17 protein-coding genes are annotated in these 19,689 nt (G+C 53.6%); 10 read left to right on the top strand and 7 right to left on the bottom strand.

The window, feature by feature from the left end; translation table 11 throughout:
- Positions 1-54: 54 nt before the first annotated feature.
- The 3 genes from prpC to prpE are packed head-to-tail and all read left to right on the top strand — an operon-like array spanning position 55 to position 4,643.
- Entirely contained in the window at positions 55-1,224 is a 1,170-nt protein-coding gene (gene prpC, locus HV261_RS21080) for a bifunctional 2-methylcitrate synthase/citrate synthase (protein WP_202039366.1), read from the top strand.
- 40 nt (positions 1,225-1,264) lie between these two features.
- The gene (locus HV261_RS21075; RefSeq protein WP_202039365.1) at positions 1,265-2,716 is read left to right on the top strand and encodes a bifunctional 2-methylcitrate dehydratase/aconitate hydratase; all 1,452 of its coding nucleotides are present in this window, start codon (positions 1,265-1,267) and stop codon (positions 2,714-2,716) included.
- A 40-nt stretch (positions 2,717-2,756) separates the two neighbouring features.
- On the top strand, positions 2,757-4,643 hold the full coding sequence (gene prpE, locus HV261_RS21070; RefSeq protein WP_202039364.1) for a propionate--CoA ligase: 1,887 nt from the start codon (positions 2,757-2,759) through the stop codon (positions 4,641-4,643).
- Between the two features lie 87 nt (positions 4,644-4,730).
- On the opposite strand, the gene HV261_RS21065 is transcribed toward prpE, so the two are convergent.
- Both HV261_RS21065 and HV261_RS21060 read right to left on the bottom strand, forming a co-directional pair.
- Positions 4,731-7,808, bottom strand: coding sequence for a beta-galactosidase (locus tag HV261_RS21065; RefSeq protein ID WP_202039363.1), 3,078 nt, complete (start codon positions 7,806-7,808; stop codon positions 4,731-4,733).
- A 106-nt stretch (positions 7,809-7,914) separates the two neighbouring features.
- Positions 7,915-9,009 carry a LacI family DNA-binding transcriptional regulator gene (locus HV261_RS21060; RefSeq protein ID WP_202039737.1) on the bottom strand — a complete coding sequence of 365 codons (1,095 nt, stop codon included), beginning with the start codon at positions 9,007-9,009 and terminating at the stop codon, positions 7,915-7,917.
- Positions 9,010-9,134: 125 nt separating this feature from the next.
- Between HV261_RS21060 and HV261_RS21055 the strand changes: the two genes are divergently transcribed.
- Positions 9,135-9,785, top strand: coding sequence for a class I SAM-dependent DNA methyltransferase (locus HV261_RS21055; RefSeq protein WP_202039362.1), 651 nt, complete (start codon positions 9,135-9,137; stop codon positions 9,783-9,785).
- Here the strand turns inward: HV261_RS21055 and HV261_RS21050 are convergent.
- The gene (locus HV261_RS21050) at positions 9,782-10,732 is read right to left on the bottom strand and encodes a GlxA family transcriptional regulator (protein WP_202039361.1); all 951 of its coding nucleotides are present in this window, start codon (positions 10,730-10,732) and stop codon (positions 9,782-9,784) included. The genes HV261_RS21055 and HV261_RS21050 overlap by 4 nt on opposite strands.
- Before the next feature lie 18 nt (positions 10,733-10,750).
- Positions 10,751-11,527: an MBL fold metallo-hydrolase gene (locus HV261_RS21045; protein WP_202039360.1), complete on the bottom strand. Its 777-nt coding sequence runs from the start codon at positions 11,525-11,527 to the stop codon at positions 10,751-10,753.
- A gap of 485 nt (positions 11,528-12,012) precedes the next feature.
- On the opposite strand from HV261_RS21045, the gene HV261_RS21040 reads away from it, so the two are divergent.
- The 4 genes from HV261_RS21040 to HV261_RS21025 all read left to right on the top strand — a co-directional run bounded on the left by HV261_RS21040 (position 12,013) and on the right by HV261_RS21025 (position 14,658).
- On the top strand, positions 12,013-12,258 hold the full coding sequence (locus tag HV261_RS21040) for a YmjA family protein (RefSeq protein WP_202039359.1): 246 nt from the start codon (positions 12,013-12,015) through the stop codon (positions 12,256-12,258).
- A gap of 86 nt (positions 12,259-12,344) precedes the next feature.
- Entirely contained in the window at positions 12,345-12,821 is a 477-nt protein-coding gene (locus tag HV261_RS21035; RefSeq protein WP_202039358.1) for a cold-shock protein, read from the top strand.
- A 432-nt stretch (positions 12,822-13,253) separates the two neighbouring features.
- The gene (locus tag HV261_RS21030; RefSeq protein WP_202039357.1) at positions 13,254-13,970 is read left to right on the top strand and encodes a YebC/PmpR family DNA-binding transcriptional regulator; all 717 of its coding nucleotides are present in this window, start codon (positions 13,254-13,256) and stop codon (positions 13,968-13,970) included.
- Between the two features lie 235 nt (positions 13,971-14,205).
- A complete protein-coding gene (locus HV261_RS21025; protein WP_202039356.1) occupies positions 14,206-14,658 on the top strand; it encodes an acyltransferase in 453 nt (150 codons plus the stop codon).
- A 125-nt stretch (positions 14,659-14,783) separates the two neighbouring features.
- Here the strand turns inward: HV261_RS21025 and catA are convergent, their stop codons facing one another.
- From catA to HV261_RS21010, 3 genes are all read right to left on the bottom strand, one after another.
- Positions 14,784-15,461 (bottom strand): type A chloramphenicol O-acetyltransferase, encoded by a 678-nt coding sequence (gene catA / locus HV261_RS21020; protein ID WP_137384689.1) that lies wholly within the window; start codon positions 15,459-15,461, stop codon positions 14,784-14,786.
- Between the two features lie 148 nt (positions 15,462-15,609).
- A complete protein-coding gene (locus HV261_RS21015) occupies positions 15,610-15,921 on the bottom strand; it encodes a putative quinol monooxygenase (RefSeq protein ID WP_202039355.1) in 312 nt (103 codons plus the stop codon).
- 135 nt (positions 15,922-16,056) lie between these two features.
- Entirely contained in the window at positions 16,057-16,869 is an 813-nt protein-coding gene (locus HV261_RS21010) for a DNA-binding transcriptional regulator (RefSeq protein WP_202039736.1), read from the bottom strand.
- Positions 16,870-17,060: 191 nt separating this feature from the next.
- Between HV261_RS21010 and HV261_RS21005 the strand changes: the two genes are divergently transcribed.
- Positions 17,061-18,725: a bifunctional 3-(3-hydroxy-phenyl)propionate/3-hydroxycinnamic acid hydroxylase gene (locus HV261_RS21005; protein ID WP_202039354.1), complete on the top strand. Its 1,665-nt coding sequence runs from the start codon at positions 17,061-17,063 to the stop codon at positions 18,723-18,725.
- A 1-nt stretch (position 18,726) separates the two neighbouring features.
- The gene (gene mhpB, locus HV261_RS21000; RefSeq protein ID WP_202039353.1) at positions 18,727-19,671 is read left to right on the top strand and encodes a 2,3-dihydroxyphenylpropionate/2,3-dihydroxicinnamic acid 1,2-dioxygenase; all 945 of its coding nucleotides are present in this window, start codon (positions 18,727-18,729) and stop codon (positions 19,669-19,671) included.
- Positions 19,672-19,689 lie beyond the last annotated feature (18 nt).

Here is a 19,689-nt window from a genome sequence, read left to right as displayed (position 1 = left end):
TACTACGCGATGCATACCCTCAATACCCTATATATAAAAAATAACGAGGACAACATGAGCGACACAACGATCCTGCAAAACAGTACCCATGTCATTAAGCCGAAAAAATCCGTCGCGCTGTCCGGCGTCCCCGCCGGAAATACTGCGTTGTGTACCGTTGGTAAAAGCGGTAACGATTTACACTATCGTGGCTACGATATTCTCGACCTGGCGCAGCAGTGTGAATTTGAAGAGGTTGCGCACCTGCTGATCCACGGAAAATTGCCTACCCGCGATGAGCTCAACGCCTACAAGAGCAAATTAAAAGCGCTGCGTGGCTTACCCGCTAACGTGCGTACCGTGCTGGAAGCACTGCCGGCAGCATCACACCCAATGGACGTCATGCGCACCGGCGTCTCCGCGTTAGGTTGTACGTTGCCGGAAAAAGAGGGGCATACCGTTTCCGGCGCGCGCGATATTGCCGACAAGCTGCTGGCGTCGCTCAGTTCAATCCTTCTGTACTGGTATCACTACAGCCATAACGGCGAGCGCATTCAGCCGGAAACTGACGATGATTCGATTGGCGGCCACTTCCTGCATCTGCTGCATGGCGAAAAACCCTCGCAAAGCTGGGAAAAAGCCATGCATATTTCGCTGGTGCTGTACGCCGAGCACGAATTTAACGCCTCCACCTTTACCGGCAGAGTGATCGCCGGTACTGGCTCAGACATGTATTCCGCGATTATCGGCGCGATTGGCGCACTGCGCGGCCCGAAACACGGCGGAGCCAACGAGGTATCGCTGGAAATCCAGCAGCGCTATGAAACGCCGGATGAAGCCGAAGCGGATATCCGCAAACGTGTGGAAAACAAAGAAGTGGTGATTGGCTTTGGACATCCGGTGTACACCATTGCCGACCCGCGTCATCAGGTGATTAAGCGCGTGGCGAAACAGCTCTCTCAGGAAGGCGGTTCGCTGAAAATGTACAACATCGCCGACCGTCTGGAAGCCGTAATGTGGGATACCAAAAAGATGTTCCCGAATCTCGACTGGTTCTCGGCGGTCTCCTACAACATGATGGGCGTCCCCACCGAAATGTTCACCCCGCTGTTTGTCATCGCCCGCGTTACTGGCTGGGCGGCGCACATTATCGAACAGCGTCAGGACAACAAAATTATCCGTCCTTCCGCCAATTATGTTGGCCCGGAAGATCGCGAATTCGTTGCAATTGAAAAACGTTGCTAATGCCAAACCGCTAAAGATAAAAAAACAGGAAATGTACCCTATGTCTGCACATATTTCGAACGTCCGCCCTGAATTTGACCGTGAAATTGTTGATATCGTTGACTACGTTATGAATTACGAGATCACCTCAAAGGTGGCGTATGACACTGCACATTATTGCCTGCTTGATACCCTCGGCTGTGGCCTGGAAGCGCTGGAATATCCGGCCTGTAAAAAACTGCTGGGGCCGGTCGTACCGGGTACTGTCGTCCCGAACGGTGTGCGCGTACCTGGCACCCAGTTCCAGCTCGATCCCGTTCAGGCGGCATTTAACATCGGCGCGATGATCCGTTGGCTGGACTTCAACGACACCTGGCTGGCCGCTGAATGGGGCCATCCTTCCGATAACCTCGGCGGTATTCTGGCGACGGCTGACTGGTTGTCACGCAATGCGGTGGTGGCGGGAAAAGCGCCGTTAACCATGAAAAAAGTGCTGACCGGCATGATTAAAGCCCACGAAATTCAGGGCTGTATCGCGCTGGAAAACTCCTTTAACCGCGTTGGACTTGACCACGTCCTGCTGGTGAAAGTCGCCTCGACCGCCGTTGTTGCCGAAATGCTCGGATTGACCCGCGATGAGATCCTTAATGCGGTATCGCTGGCGTGGGTCGACGGACAGTCGCTGCGCACCTATCGCCATGCCCCGAATACCGGCACACGTAAATCCTGGGCTGCTGGCGATGCCACTTCACGCGCAGTGCGTCTGGCGCTGATGGCGAAAACCGGCGAGATGGGCTACCCGTCTGCGCTGACGGCAAAAACCTGGGGCTTTTATGATGTTTCCTTCAAAGGGGAATCGTTCCGCTTCCAGCGTCCGTACGGCTCATACGTGATGGAAAACGTGTTGTTTAAAATCTCCTTCCCGGCCGAGTTCCACTCACAAACAGCGGTTGAAGCGGCGATGACGCTGTATGAACAACTGCAGGCGGCGGGTAAAACGGCGGCGGATATCGAAAAAGTGACCATTCGTACGCACGAAGCCTGTATTCGTATCATCGATAAAAAAGGTCCACTGAATAACCCGGCGGATCGTGACCACTGCATTCAGTACATGGTGGCTATCCCACTGCTGTTCGGACGCTTAACCGCAGCGGATTACGAAGACGGCGTGGCGCAGGACAAACGCATTGATGCGCTGCGCGAGAAGATCAATTGCTTCGAAGACCCAACCTTTACCGCGGACTATCATGACCCGGAAAAACGCGCCATCGCAAACGCCATCACCGTGGAGTTTACCGATGGATCACGTTTTGAAGAAGTGGTGGTGGAGTACCCCATCGGCCATGCGCGTCGTCGTCATGACGGGATGCCGAAACTGGTCGAAAAATTCAAAATCAACCTGGCGCGTCAGTTCCCGACCCGTCAGCAGCAGCGCATTCTGGATGTCTCCCTGAACAGAGCAAGCCTGGAGCAGATGCCAGTCAACGAATACCTTGATTTGTTCGTTATCTAAACCTGCGTGCGGCAAGGCGTAAGTTCAACAGGAGAGCATTATGTCTTATAGCGATTTTTATCAACGTTCGATTACGCAGCCGGAGTCGTTCTGGGCCGAGCAGGCCCAGCGTATTGACTGGCAGCAGCCGTTTGCCCAGGTACTGGATCATCGTCATCCACCGTTTGCTCGTTGGTTTTGTGGCGGGACGACTAATCTGTGCCATAACGCCATCGACCGCTGGCTGGGGAAACAGCCTGACGCGCTGGCGCTGATCGCGGTTTCATCGGAAACCGAAGAAGAGCGCACATTTACCTTTCGTCAGTTGTATGACGAGGTAAACGTCGCGGCGGCGATGTTGTTGTCGCTGGGCGTACAGCGCGGCGACAGGGTGCTGGTTTATATGCCGATGATCGCCGAGGCGCACATTACGCTGCTGGCCTGTGCGCGGATTGGGGCGATCCATTCCGTGGTATTTGGCGGATTTGCCTCGCATAGCGTGGCGGCGCGCATTGACGATGCCCAGCCAAAGGTCATCGTATCGGCGGATGCCGGGGCGCGCGGCGGCAAGATCCTGCCGTATAAAAAGCTGCTCGATGATGCGATTGCGCAGGCTCAGCATCAACCGCGCCATGTGGTACTGGTTGATCGTGGCCTGGCGAAAATGGCGTGGGCTGAAGGACGCGACCTCGACTTTGCCGCGCTGCGCCAACAGCATCTCGGTGCACGCGTGCCGGTGGTCTGGCTGGAATCGAATGAAACCTCCTGCATTCTCTATACGTCCGGTACAACCGGTAAACCCAAGGGCGTGCAGCGTGATGTGGGCGGTTATGCGGTAGCGCTGGCCACCTCGATGGACACCATTTTTGGTGGCAAAGCGGGCGGCGTTTTCTTCTGCGCGTCGGATATCGGCTGGGTGGTGGGACACTCGTACATCGTCTATGCCCCGTTGCTGGCGGGGATGGCGACAGTGGTATACGAAGGGTTGCCAACCTGGCCGGACTGCGGCGTGTGGTGGAAAATCGTTGAAAAATACCAGGTCAGCCGGATGTTCTCGGCACCGACCGCCATCCGTGTGCTGAAGAAATTTCCGACCGCGCAGATCCGTAATCACGATCTCTCCTCGCTGGAGGTGCTGTATCTGGCCGGCGAGCCGCTGGATGAACCGACGGCAAGCTGGGTAACCCAAACGCTGGGTGTTCCGGTTATCGACAACTACTGGCAGACCGAATCTGGCTGGCCGATTATGGCGATTGCCCGCGGGCTGGACGATCGACCGTCGCGCCTGGGCAGTCCTGGCGTGCCGATGTACGGCTACAACGTGCAACTGCTCAATGAAGTGACTGGCGAACCTTGTGCTGCAAATGAGAAGGGGATGCTGGTGATTGAAGGGCCGCTGCCGCCGGGTTGTATTCAGACCATCTGGGGCGATGACGAACGCTTTGTGAATACCTACTGGTCGCTGTTCTCCCGCCAGGTGTACGCCACCTTTGACTGGGGCATTCGTGACGACGACGGGTACTACTTCATTCTGGGACGTACGGATGACGTGATCAACGTCGCCGGACACCGGCTGGGCACGCGTGAGATAGAAGAGAGTATCTCCAGCTATCCGAACGTTGCTGAGGTAGCGGTAGTGGGGGTGAAAGATGCGCTAAAAGGGCAGGTGGCCGTCGCGTTTGTCATTCCAAAGCAGAGTGACAGTCTGGAAGACCGCGACATTGCGCATTCTGAAGAGAAGGCGATCATGGCGCTGGTGGACAGCCAGATTGGTAACTTTGGCCGTCCGGCACATGTCTGGTTTGTGTCACAACTGCCGAAAACACGCTCCGGAAAAATGCTCAGGCGTACGATCCAGGCGATCTGCGAAGGCCGCGATCCTGGCGATCTGACCACCATTGACGATCCGACATCGTTACAGCAAATCCGCCAGGCGATAGAGGAGTAAGGCGTTGCCGGATGGCGGCTTCGCCTCATCCGGCCTACGAAACCGCGCACCGTAGGCCGGATAAGCGCAGCGCCATCCGGGGTAGTGTTAGCGCCAACTCAGCTGATAATGATAACGCCCTGCGCTCAATTGAAATTCCGGCGACACTGAAGGGCTCCATGAATCATCCCCGCCGACGCCCATATGGAAACCGTCAATGTTGAGCCATGTTCCGGCTTCAGGCTGCAGCAGATGGCGATGGCTGGTTTCCATCAGTTGCTTCTGGCTGTAACGGCTGATGTTGAACTGGAAATCACCACGCCACAGATGCTCCCCGTAGCGTAATTCGCGTGTCCCGCAGCGCAGGCCGTTTTCACTCGGGAAGACGTACGGCGTATACATCTCATCCAGCGTCAGATCCCAACGATCAAAACAGGCAGCGCTCAGGCGATCCGGGTAGTTCTCATGCGGCCCAAGGCCTAACCAGTTCACCCGCTCAGCCACCTGTGCCAGCTGGCAGCTCAGGCCGATACGCGCCGGGTGCGGCGTGCCGTTGGCTACATCGACATCCACGGTAATCTGCATCTCGCCGTGGCCGTCGAAATGATATGACTTACGGCTGACAAACAGCGTTTCGCCCTGATACTGCCAGGCATGCGCGGTGGTGATAAGGATGCTGCTCGACAGCGCTTCGGCCTCGCATTGCACTAGTCGTGGCTCAGCACGGTAATGGCCCGCGGCCTTCCAGCGTTCGACCCAGGCATTAGGATCGATACGCGTGACTTCGCTGATGCCGATATCGTTATCCAGCGGTGCGCGGGTAAACTGATCGATTAACGGTGCTAACAGCTGTGCTTCTTCGGCCAGCCAGTATTGCGTCAGTAAACCTGTCCGGCGGCAGAATTCCCAGCGTTTATCGCTGACGATTACCGTAAACGTGTCATCGCGGGTCGTCAGCTGTGGCGCTGTGCTGGCGCGAGGTTTAATCGCCAGACTGAGTTTCTCTTCCAGCTTCCACTGCTGCCAGGCACTGATATGCCCAGCGTCTGACCACGCAGTCGCCTCGGGTTGTTCCACGCGAACCGTCAGCCACAGCTGGCCTGCGGTTTCCGGTATCGGGATGGCTGGCAGGGTGATCAGCTGGCGGCCCTGCGGGGTGATATTCAGAGCGACTTCTCCGGCGGCCAGCGGGTTGCCGTCCTGGGCGATGGACCAGTGCAGGATTTCGTTATCGCTGCAGCGGAACAGGTATTCGCTGCGTACTTCAATCTGGCGCTCGTCACCCGGTAACAGCGTAAACTGGAAAAACTGCTGCGCGTGTTTGGCCTCATACAGCGACGGATGCGGCGTGCGATCGGCAAATACCAGTCCGTTCATGCAGAACTGACGATCGTTAGGCGTGTCGCCAAAATCCCCGCCGTAGGCTGACCACGGATTACCGTTGTCGTCGTATTTAATGAGCGACTGATCGACCCAGTCCCAGACGAATCCTCCTTGCAGACGCGGATACTGGCGGAATGCCTGCCAGTATTTGGCGTAGCCGCCGAGGCTGTTACCCATCGCGTGAGCATATTCGCAGAGGATCAGCGGGCGCTGCTCGCCGGGCATCGACAGCCATTTTTTGATTGACCATTTGGGTACCGCCGGGAAGGGCTGATCCTGGTCTACGCGGGCGTACATCGGGCAAATAATGTCGGTGGCTACGGTATCCGCGCCGCCGCCTTCGTACTGCACCGGACGAGAGGGATCTTCCGATTTCAGCCAACGATACAGCGCGTCGTGGTTCGCGCCGTGACCGGACTCATTGCCCAATGACCAGATGATGATACTTGGGTGATTGCGGTCACGCTGTACCATGCGCGTGACGCGCTGGCTCATGGCAGGAAGCCATGTTGGGTCGTCGCTCAGGCGATTCATGGGCACCATACCGTGGGTTTCGATATTGGCTTCATCCACCACATACAGGCCGTAGCGGTCGCACAGGGTGTACCATAGCGGGTGATTTGGGTAATGCGAGCAACGCACGGCGTTAAAGTTGTTCTGTTTCATCAGGATGATGTCCTGCACCATCGTCGCTTCGTCCATCACCTGACCGTTTTGCGGGTGATGTTCGTGGCGGTTAGCACCACGAATCAGCAGCGGTTGACCGTTAAGCAACAGCAGGCCGTTTTCGATGCGGACCTCGCGGAAGCCGACGTCACAGGCCTCGGCTTCAATCAGCGTACCGTCAGCAGTATGAAGCTGCACCACGGCGCGGTACAGATGAGGCGTTTCGGCACTCCACAACGCCGGGTGTTGAACGTTGAGGCGCAGCGTAGTGCGATCGTGATAAGCGCCGCGTTCATCAACAATCTCGCTGCCGGGCGGTGAGGTGAGCTCGCCAACCAACGTTTCGCCGTTCCATAATTGCAGGGTTACGCGTACATCTTCACGCTCGTCGCCTGCTATCCGGACTTCCGCTTCCAGCACCGCACGGCTGAAATCATCATTAAAGCGGGTGTTGATGCGTAGGTCACGGATCTGCGTTGCGGGTTTATGCAGCAAAGAAACGTCGCGAAAGATGCCGCTCATGCGCCACATGTCCTGATCTTCCAGATAGCTGCCATCGCTCCAGCGCAGCACCATGACGGCCAGGCGGTTTTCGCCGCGCAGCAGATAATCGCGAAGATCAAATTCAGACGGCAGGCGGCTGTCCTGACCGTAGCCGACCCAGCGACCGTTGCACCACAGATGAAACGCGGAATTGACGCCGTCAAAAATAATGCGCGTCTGACCCTCATCTAACCATGCGTCTTCGATGCAAAATGTGAGCGAGTAACAACCGGTAGGGTTATGCGTCGGAACACAGGGCGGATTGACCGGAAATGGATAGGTGATATTGGAGTAGATTGGCGCATCATAACCGCTCATCTGCCAATTAGACGGCACGCAGAGGGTATCGGCCTGCGGTAAATCATGCTCAGGCCAGCTTTCTGGCACGGCCTCTGGTGCGGCAAACCAGGCGAACTGCCACTCGCCGTTTAACGAAATCCGTTGGGATGAAGGCCAGTTGTTACGGGCATCATCCACGCAGCGCCAGCTACAAAACGGGGGATGTGCCTCCAGACGGTTTATCTGCGTGACGCCGGGATTTTCCCAGTCACGGCGCGCCAGTACGGCGGCGAGTGAGTCCGAGCTCAGAGTCATAGTGGTATCTCATATTTGTTATTCGCTCACAATTTAATAAACATAAGGCGTGCGCTGAGACGCTGTAAAGCCGGGCGGGGTTAATGGGTGAACTGACTCACAGTAATTAGCGTTCGCCGGATGGCAGCAGAGAGACCTGACGCGCCAGTTGCATCAACGACTCCGCCAGCATCTGAGGCGTGGCGGTTTGTGTGTCAGGCGGCAGTACGGTTTTCCGTTCGACCAGCGTGACCGGCAGCAGCAGATTGCCGGGGGTGGACATGCCCTGCTTAAGCTGCAACAGCCTGTCGACGCTGGTCTGTCCGAGCGTGGGGAAATCCTGCCTGATGGTGGTCAGCGGCGGGATGTAGCAGGCGCTGTCTTCGGTGTCGTCGTAGCCGATCACGGAGATGTCCGCTGCAACTCGCAGGCCAGACTCGCTGATTGCCCGCATTGCGCCCAGCGCCATTTGATCGTTGGCGACCAGCATGGCAGTTGGAATGATACCGTCGTTAAGCATATGCATGGTTTGATGAAAGCCGGACAGGGCGCTCCAGTCACCTTCACGTTCCGCAATGGGACGTAGCTGATAGTGAGCCAGATATTTATGCCACCCGCGATGCCTTAACCTGGCGGAGACCGATGAGTGCGGCCCGGCCAGCAGGGCAATGCGCTGATGTCCGTGTTGAATCAGATGTTCAACGCCGAGTCGCGCGCCGTCATCATGGGAGAAAACGACGCTATTAATCGGTGCCTGCTCAGAGACATCAAGAAACAATACGGGCACCGTACCGCAGTTGGCGGCGACCATCATGGCGTCTTCTTCATCCAGCGGATAGTTGATGATAAGCCCGGTAACGCGTTGAGAAAGCAGGTTGTGTACCGCGGCTTTACACGCCTCAACGCCACTACGCTCGACCATGGCGATCACCACGCTGGCGCCGGACTGGTCGGCGCGGCTTTTTATGGCGGCCACAATTTGCGAGGGGGCATGCAGAGCAAGATTCGATGTGGCGACACCAATTAACGGCGTCTGTTTGCCTGCCAGCTGCTGCGCGACGCGGTTAGGAATGTAATTGAGCTCCGCCATCGCGGCCTCAACTTTTTGCCGGGTTTTTGTGGAAACGTGGCTGGCCTGATTTACGACGCGTGAGACGGTCTGGTAAGAGACGCCTGCATGGTCTGCGACATCGTATAGCGTTACCGGTTTCACATTGTTCACCCTGATCATGACGTTATCCACGCGCTATCATGCCACAGCGCAGACTATTTTTGGCTATTTGTGGTCGGGTTCTGCGAGTTGCATTCCAGGGACATGAATTGGGCGCTGGCAGGTCAACAGCCTTTATGCTTAACATAATGACAGAACAGCAGAAAAGTGAGGACATCGTGAGCGATGCTGCGGCAAACAACATTCTTTCTATCTATCGGCGTCATGCGGAGGCTTTTGCCCGCCAGCGTTCGTGCGCGCTGTTTGAAAAAAACTGGCTGGATAAGTTCATCGCGGTGATGGGCGGGCAGGGCCATATTGTGGATATTGGCTGCGGAAACGGCCAGCCGATTGCCGGTTATTTTATCCAGCAAGGTTTGCAGCTAACGGGGATTGACGGCTCGGCGGCGATGCTGGCGCGTGCCCGGCTCGCCTTTCCCGGGCAGCGCTGGCTGGAGCAGGATATGCGCGAGCTAACGCTTGATGAAACCTTTGACGGTCTGATCGCCTGGGACAGCTTTTTCCATTTAACCCAGTTGGACCAGCAAAAGATGTTCCCCATTTTTGACCGCCTCAGCCATCCCGGCAGCGCGCTGATGTTTACCAGCGGCACGGGCAACGGCATCGCCATGGGACAATTTGAGGGCGAGCCGCTGTTTCACGCCAGCCTCGCGCCTGATGAGTACCACGCATTGTTGTCGGCGCACGGCTTTACGGTGATAGAGAGGGTGATGGAAGATCCGCTCTGTACCGGGCACACCATCTGGCTGGCGCAAAAAAGAGGTTAATTGCCGCGAAAGGTTTTACGCCATTCAGCCGGACTGACGCCGAAGCGGGATTTAAAATGCTGCCGCCAGGTGACGGGGGAGAGAAAACCCACCTGTTCGGCAATGTGTTCAACGGGTAACTGACTGGACTCCAGCAGGATTTGGCTGCGGCGCAGGCGCTCGGTAATCAGCCATTCCGCCACGCTTGACCCGGTGGCCTTCATAAAATGACGGGTCAGCGTGCGACGACTCATCATTACCCGCTGCGCCAGAACGTCGAGATTATGCGGCTCGTGGAGATGTTGGCGCAAATAGTCGAGCAGGGCGTTGATGCGTTGATCCTGGGTATTTTTCGCGACCGGTTGTTCGATAAACTGGGCCTGACCGCCCTCACGATGCGGTGGCACAATCATCCGGCGGGCAATCTGATTCGCCACCGTGCTGCCAAAACGCTGGCGGATCACGTACAAACAGCAATCCAGCGCGGCGGCGGTGCCTGCTGAAGTAATAATGCCGTCATCATCCACGTACAGTGCGTTGATATCCAGCTGGGCCGTCGGAAAGCGCGCCTGAAAATCCTGCTCGAACTCCCAGTGCGTAGCTGCCCGTCTACCATCCAGTAACCCCGCATAGCCGAGGACAAACGCGCCCAGGCACAGCCCGACAATTTGCGCGCCGTTTTGTCGCGCACGGTTGAGCGCATCAAGCAGGCTTTGCGGTGGACGCTGCGCGGTGGTGCCCCACCAGGGGATCACCACGATGTCGGCAGTCTCCACCGCGTCATAACCGTGGGGTGCGGTCACGGAGAAACCATCCTGCGAGGAGATGATGCCCGGTTTTTCGCCGCACATCTGTACCTCAAAGCGCTTTTTCGCCGCCATTTTGTCACTGAAAATGATGCACGGCACCGAGAAGTGAAACGGGCTGAAATCTTCCACGGCAACAATGGCGACGTTAAGCGGCTGCATACGATTCCTTTGTAGAGATTAATATGTCAGGGTTTCCCCATCTTCCGGCACGTGGACACATTGCGCAATCTGGTTGTCGCAGGCGTACGCTTTCAGGGCCGCGCGGGTCAACAGACAATGGTTAATCGCCTCCATATGGGTCGCCACAATTTGCGCTTCGGGTAAGGTGAAGTGGGTTTTCAGCACATCTTCCGCGCCCATGATAATTGGGCCAAACCCGATGACGTGGGCAAAACCCGCGTTCAGAACCACCACGCCTGGCTGGAAGGTATGCATGTTGGCTTCCACCTCGTCGCGCCAGACGGTGTCCCCGACCAGATACAATGTTTTTTCCGCCGGATGCATAAAGATAACGCCACAGGCATCACCCAGGCGCTCTGCCATTTGTGGAATGGCATAGGCGCGATCTGAGCCGTGCTGGCCGCCGGTTTTACGCAGAGTGATAGCGCCGACCACGGTATTTTGCGTCAGCACGGTGAGTTGTGTGAAACCCTGCTCCCGCAGTGCGTGTGCATCATGGTCATTTTGCACATAAATTGGTTTGTCTTTCGGCACGACACGAGCGGCAACCTCGTCCCAGTGATCTTCATGCAGATGGGTCACGATAATCGCATCGACATTCAGCAGGGTATCGATGTCGATGGGCAGGTCGACGGTTGGGTTGCGAATTTCGGCACGTGCGGTTCCGGCAAAACCCGGATATGCGCCTTTCGCTGCCAGCATAGGATCGACCAGAAAAGTCATTCCACCAAAGGTGATGTGCTGTGTGGCATTACGGATTTGCGTGATGTTCATGGTGTGCGCTCTACGTGTTGGGTCAGTGGTGTCATCGTAGAGTGTTGTCCAGAAGATGAATGTGGGCAAATGGGCGACTAACGGTGGGATTGGGCCAATTGCAACGCAATGATGTCGGTAGGAGATGGCGGGGCGTTTATCAGGCCTACGGGACGAATCTTTATTGGCTGCGTTTAATCACCGGGTTATCGTCTGAGCTATTTAATGCGTTGGAAAATGATTAAAGAGAGTTGATTTAAACTAAGTTTATGTTTCTTTTTTATAACACTCGTTAATCCTCCACTATTATACCGGACTGAATAAAAATACAGTCAATCAAGTATGGGCAGATTTATTAAATGCGAAGTAGTTCCAGAAAATATAACGGATAAATGCAACGTATTACAGTGAATAAAACAGATCGCGAACCATGAAATAACAATGCTATCATTCACCCCAGACGCGGCAGGCAACTGCTGGCACACGCATTTACCCCGGAGCACCTGATGAACCACGACATTCCGCTAAAATATTATGATATCGCCGATGAGTACGCGACCGAGGCCGCAAAGCCGGTGAGCGATGCCGAACGCGATGCGCTGGCGCACTACTTCCAGCAGCTGATCACCCGTTTGATGAACAACGAGGAGATCAGCGAAGACGCGCAGCAAGAGATGGCAACTGTGGCCGGCGTTGAAGCACAGCGTATTGATGATATCGCGGAGTTCCTCAATCGCTGGGGTAACGAGTAGCCAAAGACGGGGTCTGTGTTTTACACTGCGCGCAAATTGAGTAGGTATACTCTACGAGTATTTGGTTTAATCAGGCGGAAACAGCAATGAACGGAACAATCACAACGTGGTTTAAAGATAAAGGCTTTGGATTTATCAAAGATGAAAACGGCGACAACCGCTATTTTCATGTGATTAAGGTTGCTAATCCTGAGCTGATCAAGAAAGACGCGGCGGTGACTTTTGAGCCCACCACCAACAACAAAGGCCTGTCTGCCTATGCGGTGAAAGTCATACCCGACAGCAAGTACATCTATATCGCGGGCGAGCGCCTGAAGCTCACGGCGATCAAGTCTTACCTGGTGTACAGCGAAGAAGTGCCGGTAGAAACCCGTATCGACAAAGAAAATGCGGTGCTGTCTGTCGGCGTGCTGATGAACAGCATCCGACCGAAATCAGACGTGAAGCCAGGCAAAATGCGCACGCTGAAAAAGCTGGCGATCACAACCTTCCAGGGCACGACGCTGATCTTCTCGGAAGATGAAATCGACATCGACGAGACGGTGAAACTGCTGAAAGTCTGACGTCCTCCAGAGTGAATGAATGCCGAAACGCTGCTCTTTTCAAAAGCAGGGTTTCGGTTTTTTTTTGCATTCCGTCAGAACGGGTAGGTATGCGGGCGCATAAGCTGTTTTGTGTCAGAAGCAAATGTGAACGTTTTATATAAAAAGTGAAAGCGGGACTTTGCCAGGGATATTACTTTTGATTCTCTTGTCTTATCTATTATTGCTGCGGTTCCAGTGTTAAGAATAAAAAAAGAAGAATCAGAAGACTGATTTGTTGTAACTTATCCATAATGTTAATTATTAATGAAATTAAAGTAACACTCCGTAAAATTTGGATGTTTTTATTTCTCATAGACGAGAATTTACATATGATGATATAATATGGCGGGAAAAACGGGCAGCTTATTAAGCAGCCCGTCATGTAAATAAATTTTCGAGGAGACTATTCCAGTGGGACGTAAATGGGCCAATATTGTTGGTAAAAAAACGGCTAAAGACGGTGCAACGTCTAAAATATATTCCAAATTCGGTGTGGAAATCTATGCTGCGGCTAAACAAGGTGAACCAGACCCAGAATTAAACACAGCTTTAAAATTCGTTATTGAACGTGCGAAACAAGCCCAGGTTCCAAAGCACGTTATTGATAAAGCTATTGATAAAGCCAAAGGTGGCGGCGACGAAACGTTCATGCAAGGGCGTTATGAAGGCTTTGGTCCAAGTGGTTCCATGATTATCGCTGAAACCCTGACTTCAAACGTTAACCGCACGATTGCTAATATCCGCTCAATCTTCAATAAAAAAGGCGGGAATATCGGCGCGGCAGGTTCTGTCAGCTACATGTTTGACAATACTGGTGTGATCGTATTTAAAGGCACTGACCCTGACCATATCTTTGAAATTTTGCTTGAAGCTGAAGTTGATGTTCGTGATGTCACCGAAGAAGAAGGCAGCATCATTATTTATACTGAATCTACAGACCTTCATAAAGGAATTGCAGCCCTCAAAGCCGCTGGGATTACTGAATTCTCAACCACAGAATTAGAAATGATAGCTCAATCAGAAATTGAACTTTCACCAGAAGATTTAGAAATCTTTGAAGGACTTGTTGATGCCCTTGAAGATGATGATGATGTTCAAAAAGTATATCATAACGTTGCAAATCTCTAATTATAAAATAAAGAAATCTGTCATTATGGCAGATTTTATAGATTGTAAGTTTGTTATAATCAACATGTCTGATAAGATGTGTTGATTATAAAAACAGATAAAAGTACTATCGCTAAAAGAAACGTGTTAATTGAAATTCAAGACCTTAGCTATCTGATAATAGATGGAAAAGGAGCACCTGCAAATTCAGGTTTCAATACTGAGCCGTATTATCTTGAGTAAGGACAGTGCTGGTATGAATATTATTGAAAGTGGTATTCGTGACGTAAAACAAGGTAAAAATGTCAAAATAGTCATGCCTGTGAATCTTTATGAATGCGAGCTGGGCCATGATGTGTTTGTCGGACCATTTGTTGAGATACAAAAGGGATGCGTCATAGGCGACAGAACTAAAGTGCAGTCCCATACTTTCATCTGTGAGAACGTTACCTTAGGCGAAGACTGCTTTATAGGGCATGGCGTGACCTTTGCTAACGATCTTTTCAAGAGCGGAAGTCCTGACGCTTCTGCACAAAGCTGGATTAATATTGTATTAGGCAATGCAGTAACGGTGGGTAGTGGAGCCACAATTTTAACAACGGAAATTTGCAGTGGTGCGGTGATTGGTGCCGGTAGTGTGGTGACAAAGCCCGTGCTGGTTAAAGGCGTGTATGCTGGCAATCCGGCCAGACTGTTGCGAAAGCTCTAAGTATTACTTTTGCCATCGCGAACCCCAATTTATGTTGTTCCCAGACCGTTCATGTCGATCCCTCTTGTTCGCAGACACGGCGACTATTCTTGCTGCTCATGCCATCTAAAGAAACGTCTGCTGCATCAGACGTTGCGTTCCTCTGAACGGTGCCGTAGGCCATGGCTCATTTCCTGTAGTTCATTGATTAGTCTTGCTAAATGGAAGCCATCGCACACGGAGTGATGTACCTGAACGGCGAGAGGTAACACTACTTTCCCATCTTGTTCATAGTATTTTCCAAGTGTGAACATGGGGGCAAAAAAGTTCTGCATGTTCGCAATGTTGATATTAAAACTGGTAAAACTGACCCAAGGAATAGCCGATACGAAAAATACATTTTCCGGAGACTCTCCCTTTGGCCAATAAGAAAGATTATGACAATAGCGTGCAACGTCTTCTGAATAAGTGTTTTGGAAGTGATGAATATTGCCATCGTAGCGGCTCCATAATGATGAAAAAGTCTCAGTTTCATTATGGAAAATGGTATAGCTTGGATGAACTTCATTCCATATGACAAGCTCGTTGTTCTTTATGGCCATACGGAATTCAGTATGCTTGTTGACAACGTTAGCAAGGAGGGAAATCATCGTAGGGTAAAATTTCCAGCCAACTTCTTTTATATGTTTTAGTACCGCGGTAATGTCTAACAGAACCGTCTGGTTAATGGTACTTTGAGCAAAAGACTGAAATACCTCAAAATGCTCTTTCCTTGCCCAACGAGATAAGTCAACAATCGTATATTCTGGAGTCGTTTTTTCCACTTTTTATCCTTTGATTTGCAATCAAATACCATATTTTAACCTAAGTCTTTCCGTGACTTAATCAAGCTGCATGTCCCGAAGCATGTTACCGGCGAACGCATGTGTGAGAGTAGCGTATCCTTATACAGGAGGGCCGATTAAAGCCTCTTTACAAGAGACTTTGCGCCCCTGGATTTACGACATCATTCATCAATATGTAACGTGCTTCTTTGCGCGTGTATTGATCGATTAATGGCACAAGTCGTCTGAAGTGCTCACTCGCACAATGTTCATCGAGCGCCGCGTGGTTTGGCCATTCTTCTATAAAAATAAAATGCCCGGGATCTTTTTCATCAATATAGAGGTCATAAGCAAGACAGAGCGGTTCTTTCTTCGTAGCGGATATGAGTTCACGATACAAAGGGAGAACGGTTTCAATATATTCAGGTTTTATAAAATCTTCAGCAATGACCTTTAACATGTCGCCTCCTGGCAGAAAATGAATGCACACTCTGCAATGAAGATATCATTTAAGCAAGATGGCACCGCGTGATATCGGCTGATGAATGAATCATTCCAGCTATCAATCAGATGATGCGTATAACTGTGATCCACCTCACTTCCCGGCAACCAAAATCTCCTGCGATTCGACGCCATCTTCTATCTGTTTTGCCACCTTTTGTAAGGCCGGAAGATGTTTTTCCGCAGCCTGTTCGATGGTCATCGCGCTGGCCATATACACCAGGTTCAGACAGCCGATCACCCGCTGTTCGCTGCGAATGGGGACGGCGATGGAGGCGATTTTTTCCTCCTGATCCCAGCCACGATAGTTCTGGCCAAAGCCGTCTTTCCGTGCGCGGCTCAGGATGGCATGGAGCTTCAGCGGCTCACGCGCCAACTGGTATTCTTCTCCGGGGCGCGAGGCCAGCATTTCGATCAGTTCCTGACGTTCATTCTCCGGGCAAAATGCCAGCCAGGTCAGACCGGAGGCGGTTTTTAATAGCGGTAAGCGACGTCCTACCATCGCGCGGTGAAACGATAAGCGGCTGAAGCGGTGGGTGGTTTCACGCACCACCATGGCATCCACATCCAGGGTGGAAACGTCGGTCGGCCAGATGACCTCGCGCAGCAAATCGCCCAGCAGCGGGGCGGCAAGCGCAGAAATCCACTGCTCGTCACGAAATCCCTCACTGAGCTGGCGGACTTTAATGGTTAAACGAAAGCTGTCATCGGAAAGGCTGCGCCGGACGTAACCCTCATCCTGCAACGTTTCCAGTAGTCGCCTGACCGTAGTGCGGTGCAGGCCGCTTAGCTCAGCCAGCAGGCCAACGCTGGCCCCAACGTCGAGTCGGTTTAACATATTTAATAACATTAATCCGCGCGCTAATCCGCGTACGGTTTTGTATTCGGTACCGTCATCACTTTTCATATTTATTGACAAATCTACAGGTAAAACAACGTTGTGCACTTAGTGCACATCCAGGCATGTTTTGATTGTAGCGCAAAAACTCACTCCTATACTGACCGCACAATAAAAAATTATTTACATCTTTTTAACAAAATGAATTGCGCCTCGCCAGGGTCTGCAATTGCGTTTTGTCCGAGTAGTGAGGTTCTGAAATGACAACGATAAACCCGGATATCCAGCCTGCTGTACAGCACACCGTGCAGGTGGCGATTGCTGGTGCCGGCCCGGTAGGGCTGATGATGGCCAACTACCTTGGCCAGATGGGCATTGAGGTACTGGTGGTGGAGAAACTCGACAAACTGATCGACTATCCCCGTGCCATCGGCATTGACGATGAAGCGCTGCGCACCATGCAGTCCGTTGGCCTGGTCGAAAACGTTCTGCCGCATACCACGCCGTGGCACGCGATGCGCTTTCTTACGCCGAAAGGCCGCTGCTTTGCCGATATCCAGCCGATGACCGACGAATTTGGCTGGTCGCGCCGCAACGCGTTCATTCAGCCACAAGTGGACGCGGTGATGCTGGAAGGGCTGTCGCGTTTTCCCAATGTGCGCTGCCTGTTCTCCCGCGAACTGGAAGCCTTCAGCCAACAAAACGGCGAAGTGACGCTGAACCTGAAAACGCCAGACGGTCAGCGCGAAACGGTGAAGGCCCAGTGGCTGGTGGCCTGTGACGGCGGCGGCAGCAATGTCAGACGTTCGTTGAATGTACCGTTTGAAGGCAAAACCGCGCCGAATCAGTGGATTGTGGTGGATATCGCCAACGATCCGCTCAGCACGCCGCATGTCTATCTGTGCTGCGATCCAGTCCGCCCGTATGTCTCTGCCGCACTGCCGCATGCGGTGCGCCGTTTTGAATTTATGGTGATGCCGGGGGAAACCGAAGCGCAGCTTAGCGAGCCGCAGAATATGCGCCAGCTGTTGAGCAAAGTGCTGCCGAACCCGGATAACGTCGAACTGATCCGCCAACGCGTATATACCCATAACGCCCGTCTGGCCGAACGTTTTCGCATTGACCGCGTACTGCTGGCGGGCGACGCGGCGCACATTATGCCGGTCTGGCAGGGGCAGGGGTACAACAGCGGCATGCGCGATGCCTTCAACCTGGCGTGGAAACTGGCGTTGGTGATCGAGGGCAAAGCCGGTGATGCGCTGCTGGATACCTACCAGCAGGAACGCCGTGACCACGCCAAAGCGATGATTGATTTGTCCGTTACCGCAGGCAACGTGCTGGCTCCGCCGAAACGCTGGCACGGCGCGGTGCGCGACGGAGTCTCCTGGTTGTTGAACTACCTTCCGCCAGTCAAACGCTACTTCCTGGAAATGCGCTTTAAGCCGATGCCGCAGTACCACGTCGGGGCGCTGGTACGTGAAGGCGAGGCGAAAACGTCACCGGTCGGCAAAATGTTTATCCAGCCGAAGGTGATGCTAGAAACGGGCGAGGTGACGCTGCTCGACAACGTCATCGGACCGAATTTCGCGGTGATTGGCTGGGGTTGTAACCCGCTATGGGGCATGAGCGAGGCGCAGATCCAACAGTGGCAGGCGCTGGGGACGCGGTTTATTCAGGTCGTGCCGGATACGCAGATACATACCGATCAGGATAACCACGATGGCGTTACCCGCATTGGCGATACGCAAAACCGCCTGCGCGCGTGGTTTGCCCAGCACAACGCCGCGCTGGTGGTCATGCGCCCGGATCGCTTTGTTGCTGCCGTTGCCATTCCGCAAACCCTGGGCAATACCCTGAATAAACTGGCGTCGGTGATGACGCTGACTCGCGTCAATGCCGATCTTCTTGTTGAAAAGGTAGCCTGATATGCACGCTTATCTTCACTGTCTTTCCCACTCACCGCTGGTGGGCTATGTCGACCCGGCGCAGGCTGTGCTCGATGAAGTCAACGGCGTGATCGCCAGCGCACGCGCACGCATTGCGGCGTTCGATCCTGAACTGGTGGTGTTGTTTGCCCCCGATCATTACAACGGTTTTTTCTACGACGTGATGCCACCGTTCTGTTTAGGCGTAGGTGCCACGGCGATTGGTGATTTCGGCAGCGCGGCGGGGGAACTGCCGGTGCCGACAGATCTCGCAGAAGCTTGCGCCCACGCGGTGATGAAAAGCGGTATCGATCTCGCCGTTTCCTACAACATGCAGGTCGATCACGGCTTCGCGCAGCCGCTGGAGTTTCTGCTCGGCGGCCTGGATAAGGTGCCGGTGTTGCCGGTGTTTATTAATGGTGTCGCCACGCCGCTACCGGGCTTCCAGCGTACCCGCATGCTCGGCGAAGCGATTGGTCTTTTCGCCAGTTCGCTGAATAAGCGCGTGCTGTTTTTAGGCTCCGGCGGCCTGTCGCATCAGCCGCCGGTACCGGAGCTGGCAAAGGCTGACGCGCATATGCGTGACCGTCTGCTCGGCAGCGGCAAACAGCTACCCGAAAACGAGCGAGAACTGCGCCAGCAGCGGGTGATCAGCGCCGCCGAGAAGTTCGTGGTCGATCAAAACACGCTACACCCGCTTAATCCCGTCTGGGATAACCGCTTTATGACCCTGCTTGAGCAGGGGCGTTTGCAGGAGCTGGATACGGTCAGTAATGAAGAGTTGTCCGCGATGGCGGGTAAATCAACACACGAAGTTAAAACCTGGGTTGCCGCCTTCGCCGCCATTTCTGCCTTTGGCAACTGGCGCAGTGAAGGCCGTTATTACCGCCCGATCCCGGAGTGGATCGCCGGGTTTGGCTCCCTGAGTGCCACTACACAGAACTGAAACAGAACTGAATATGCA

The sequence above is a fragment of the Citrobacter sp. RHBSTW-00671 genome, assembly GCF_014103415.1.
GTDB lineage: Bacteria > Pseudomonadota > Gammaproteobacteria > Enterobacterales > Enterobacteriaceae > Citrobacter.
Note: the sequence above shows the minus strand (reverse complement) of the source record. Positions and strands in the feature narration are given on the sequence as shown.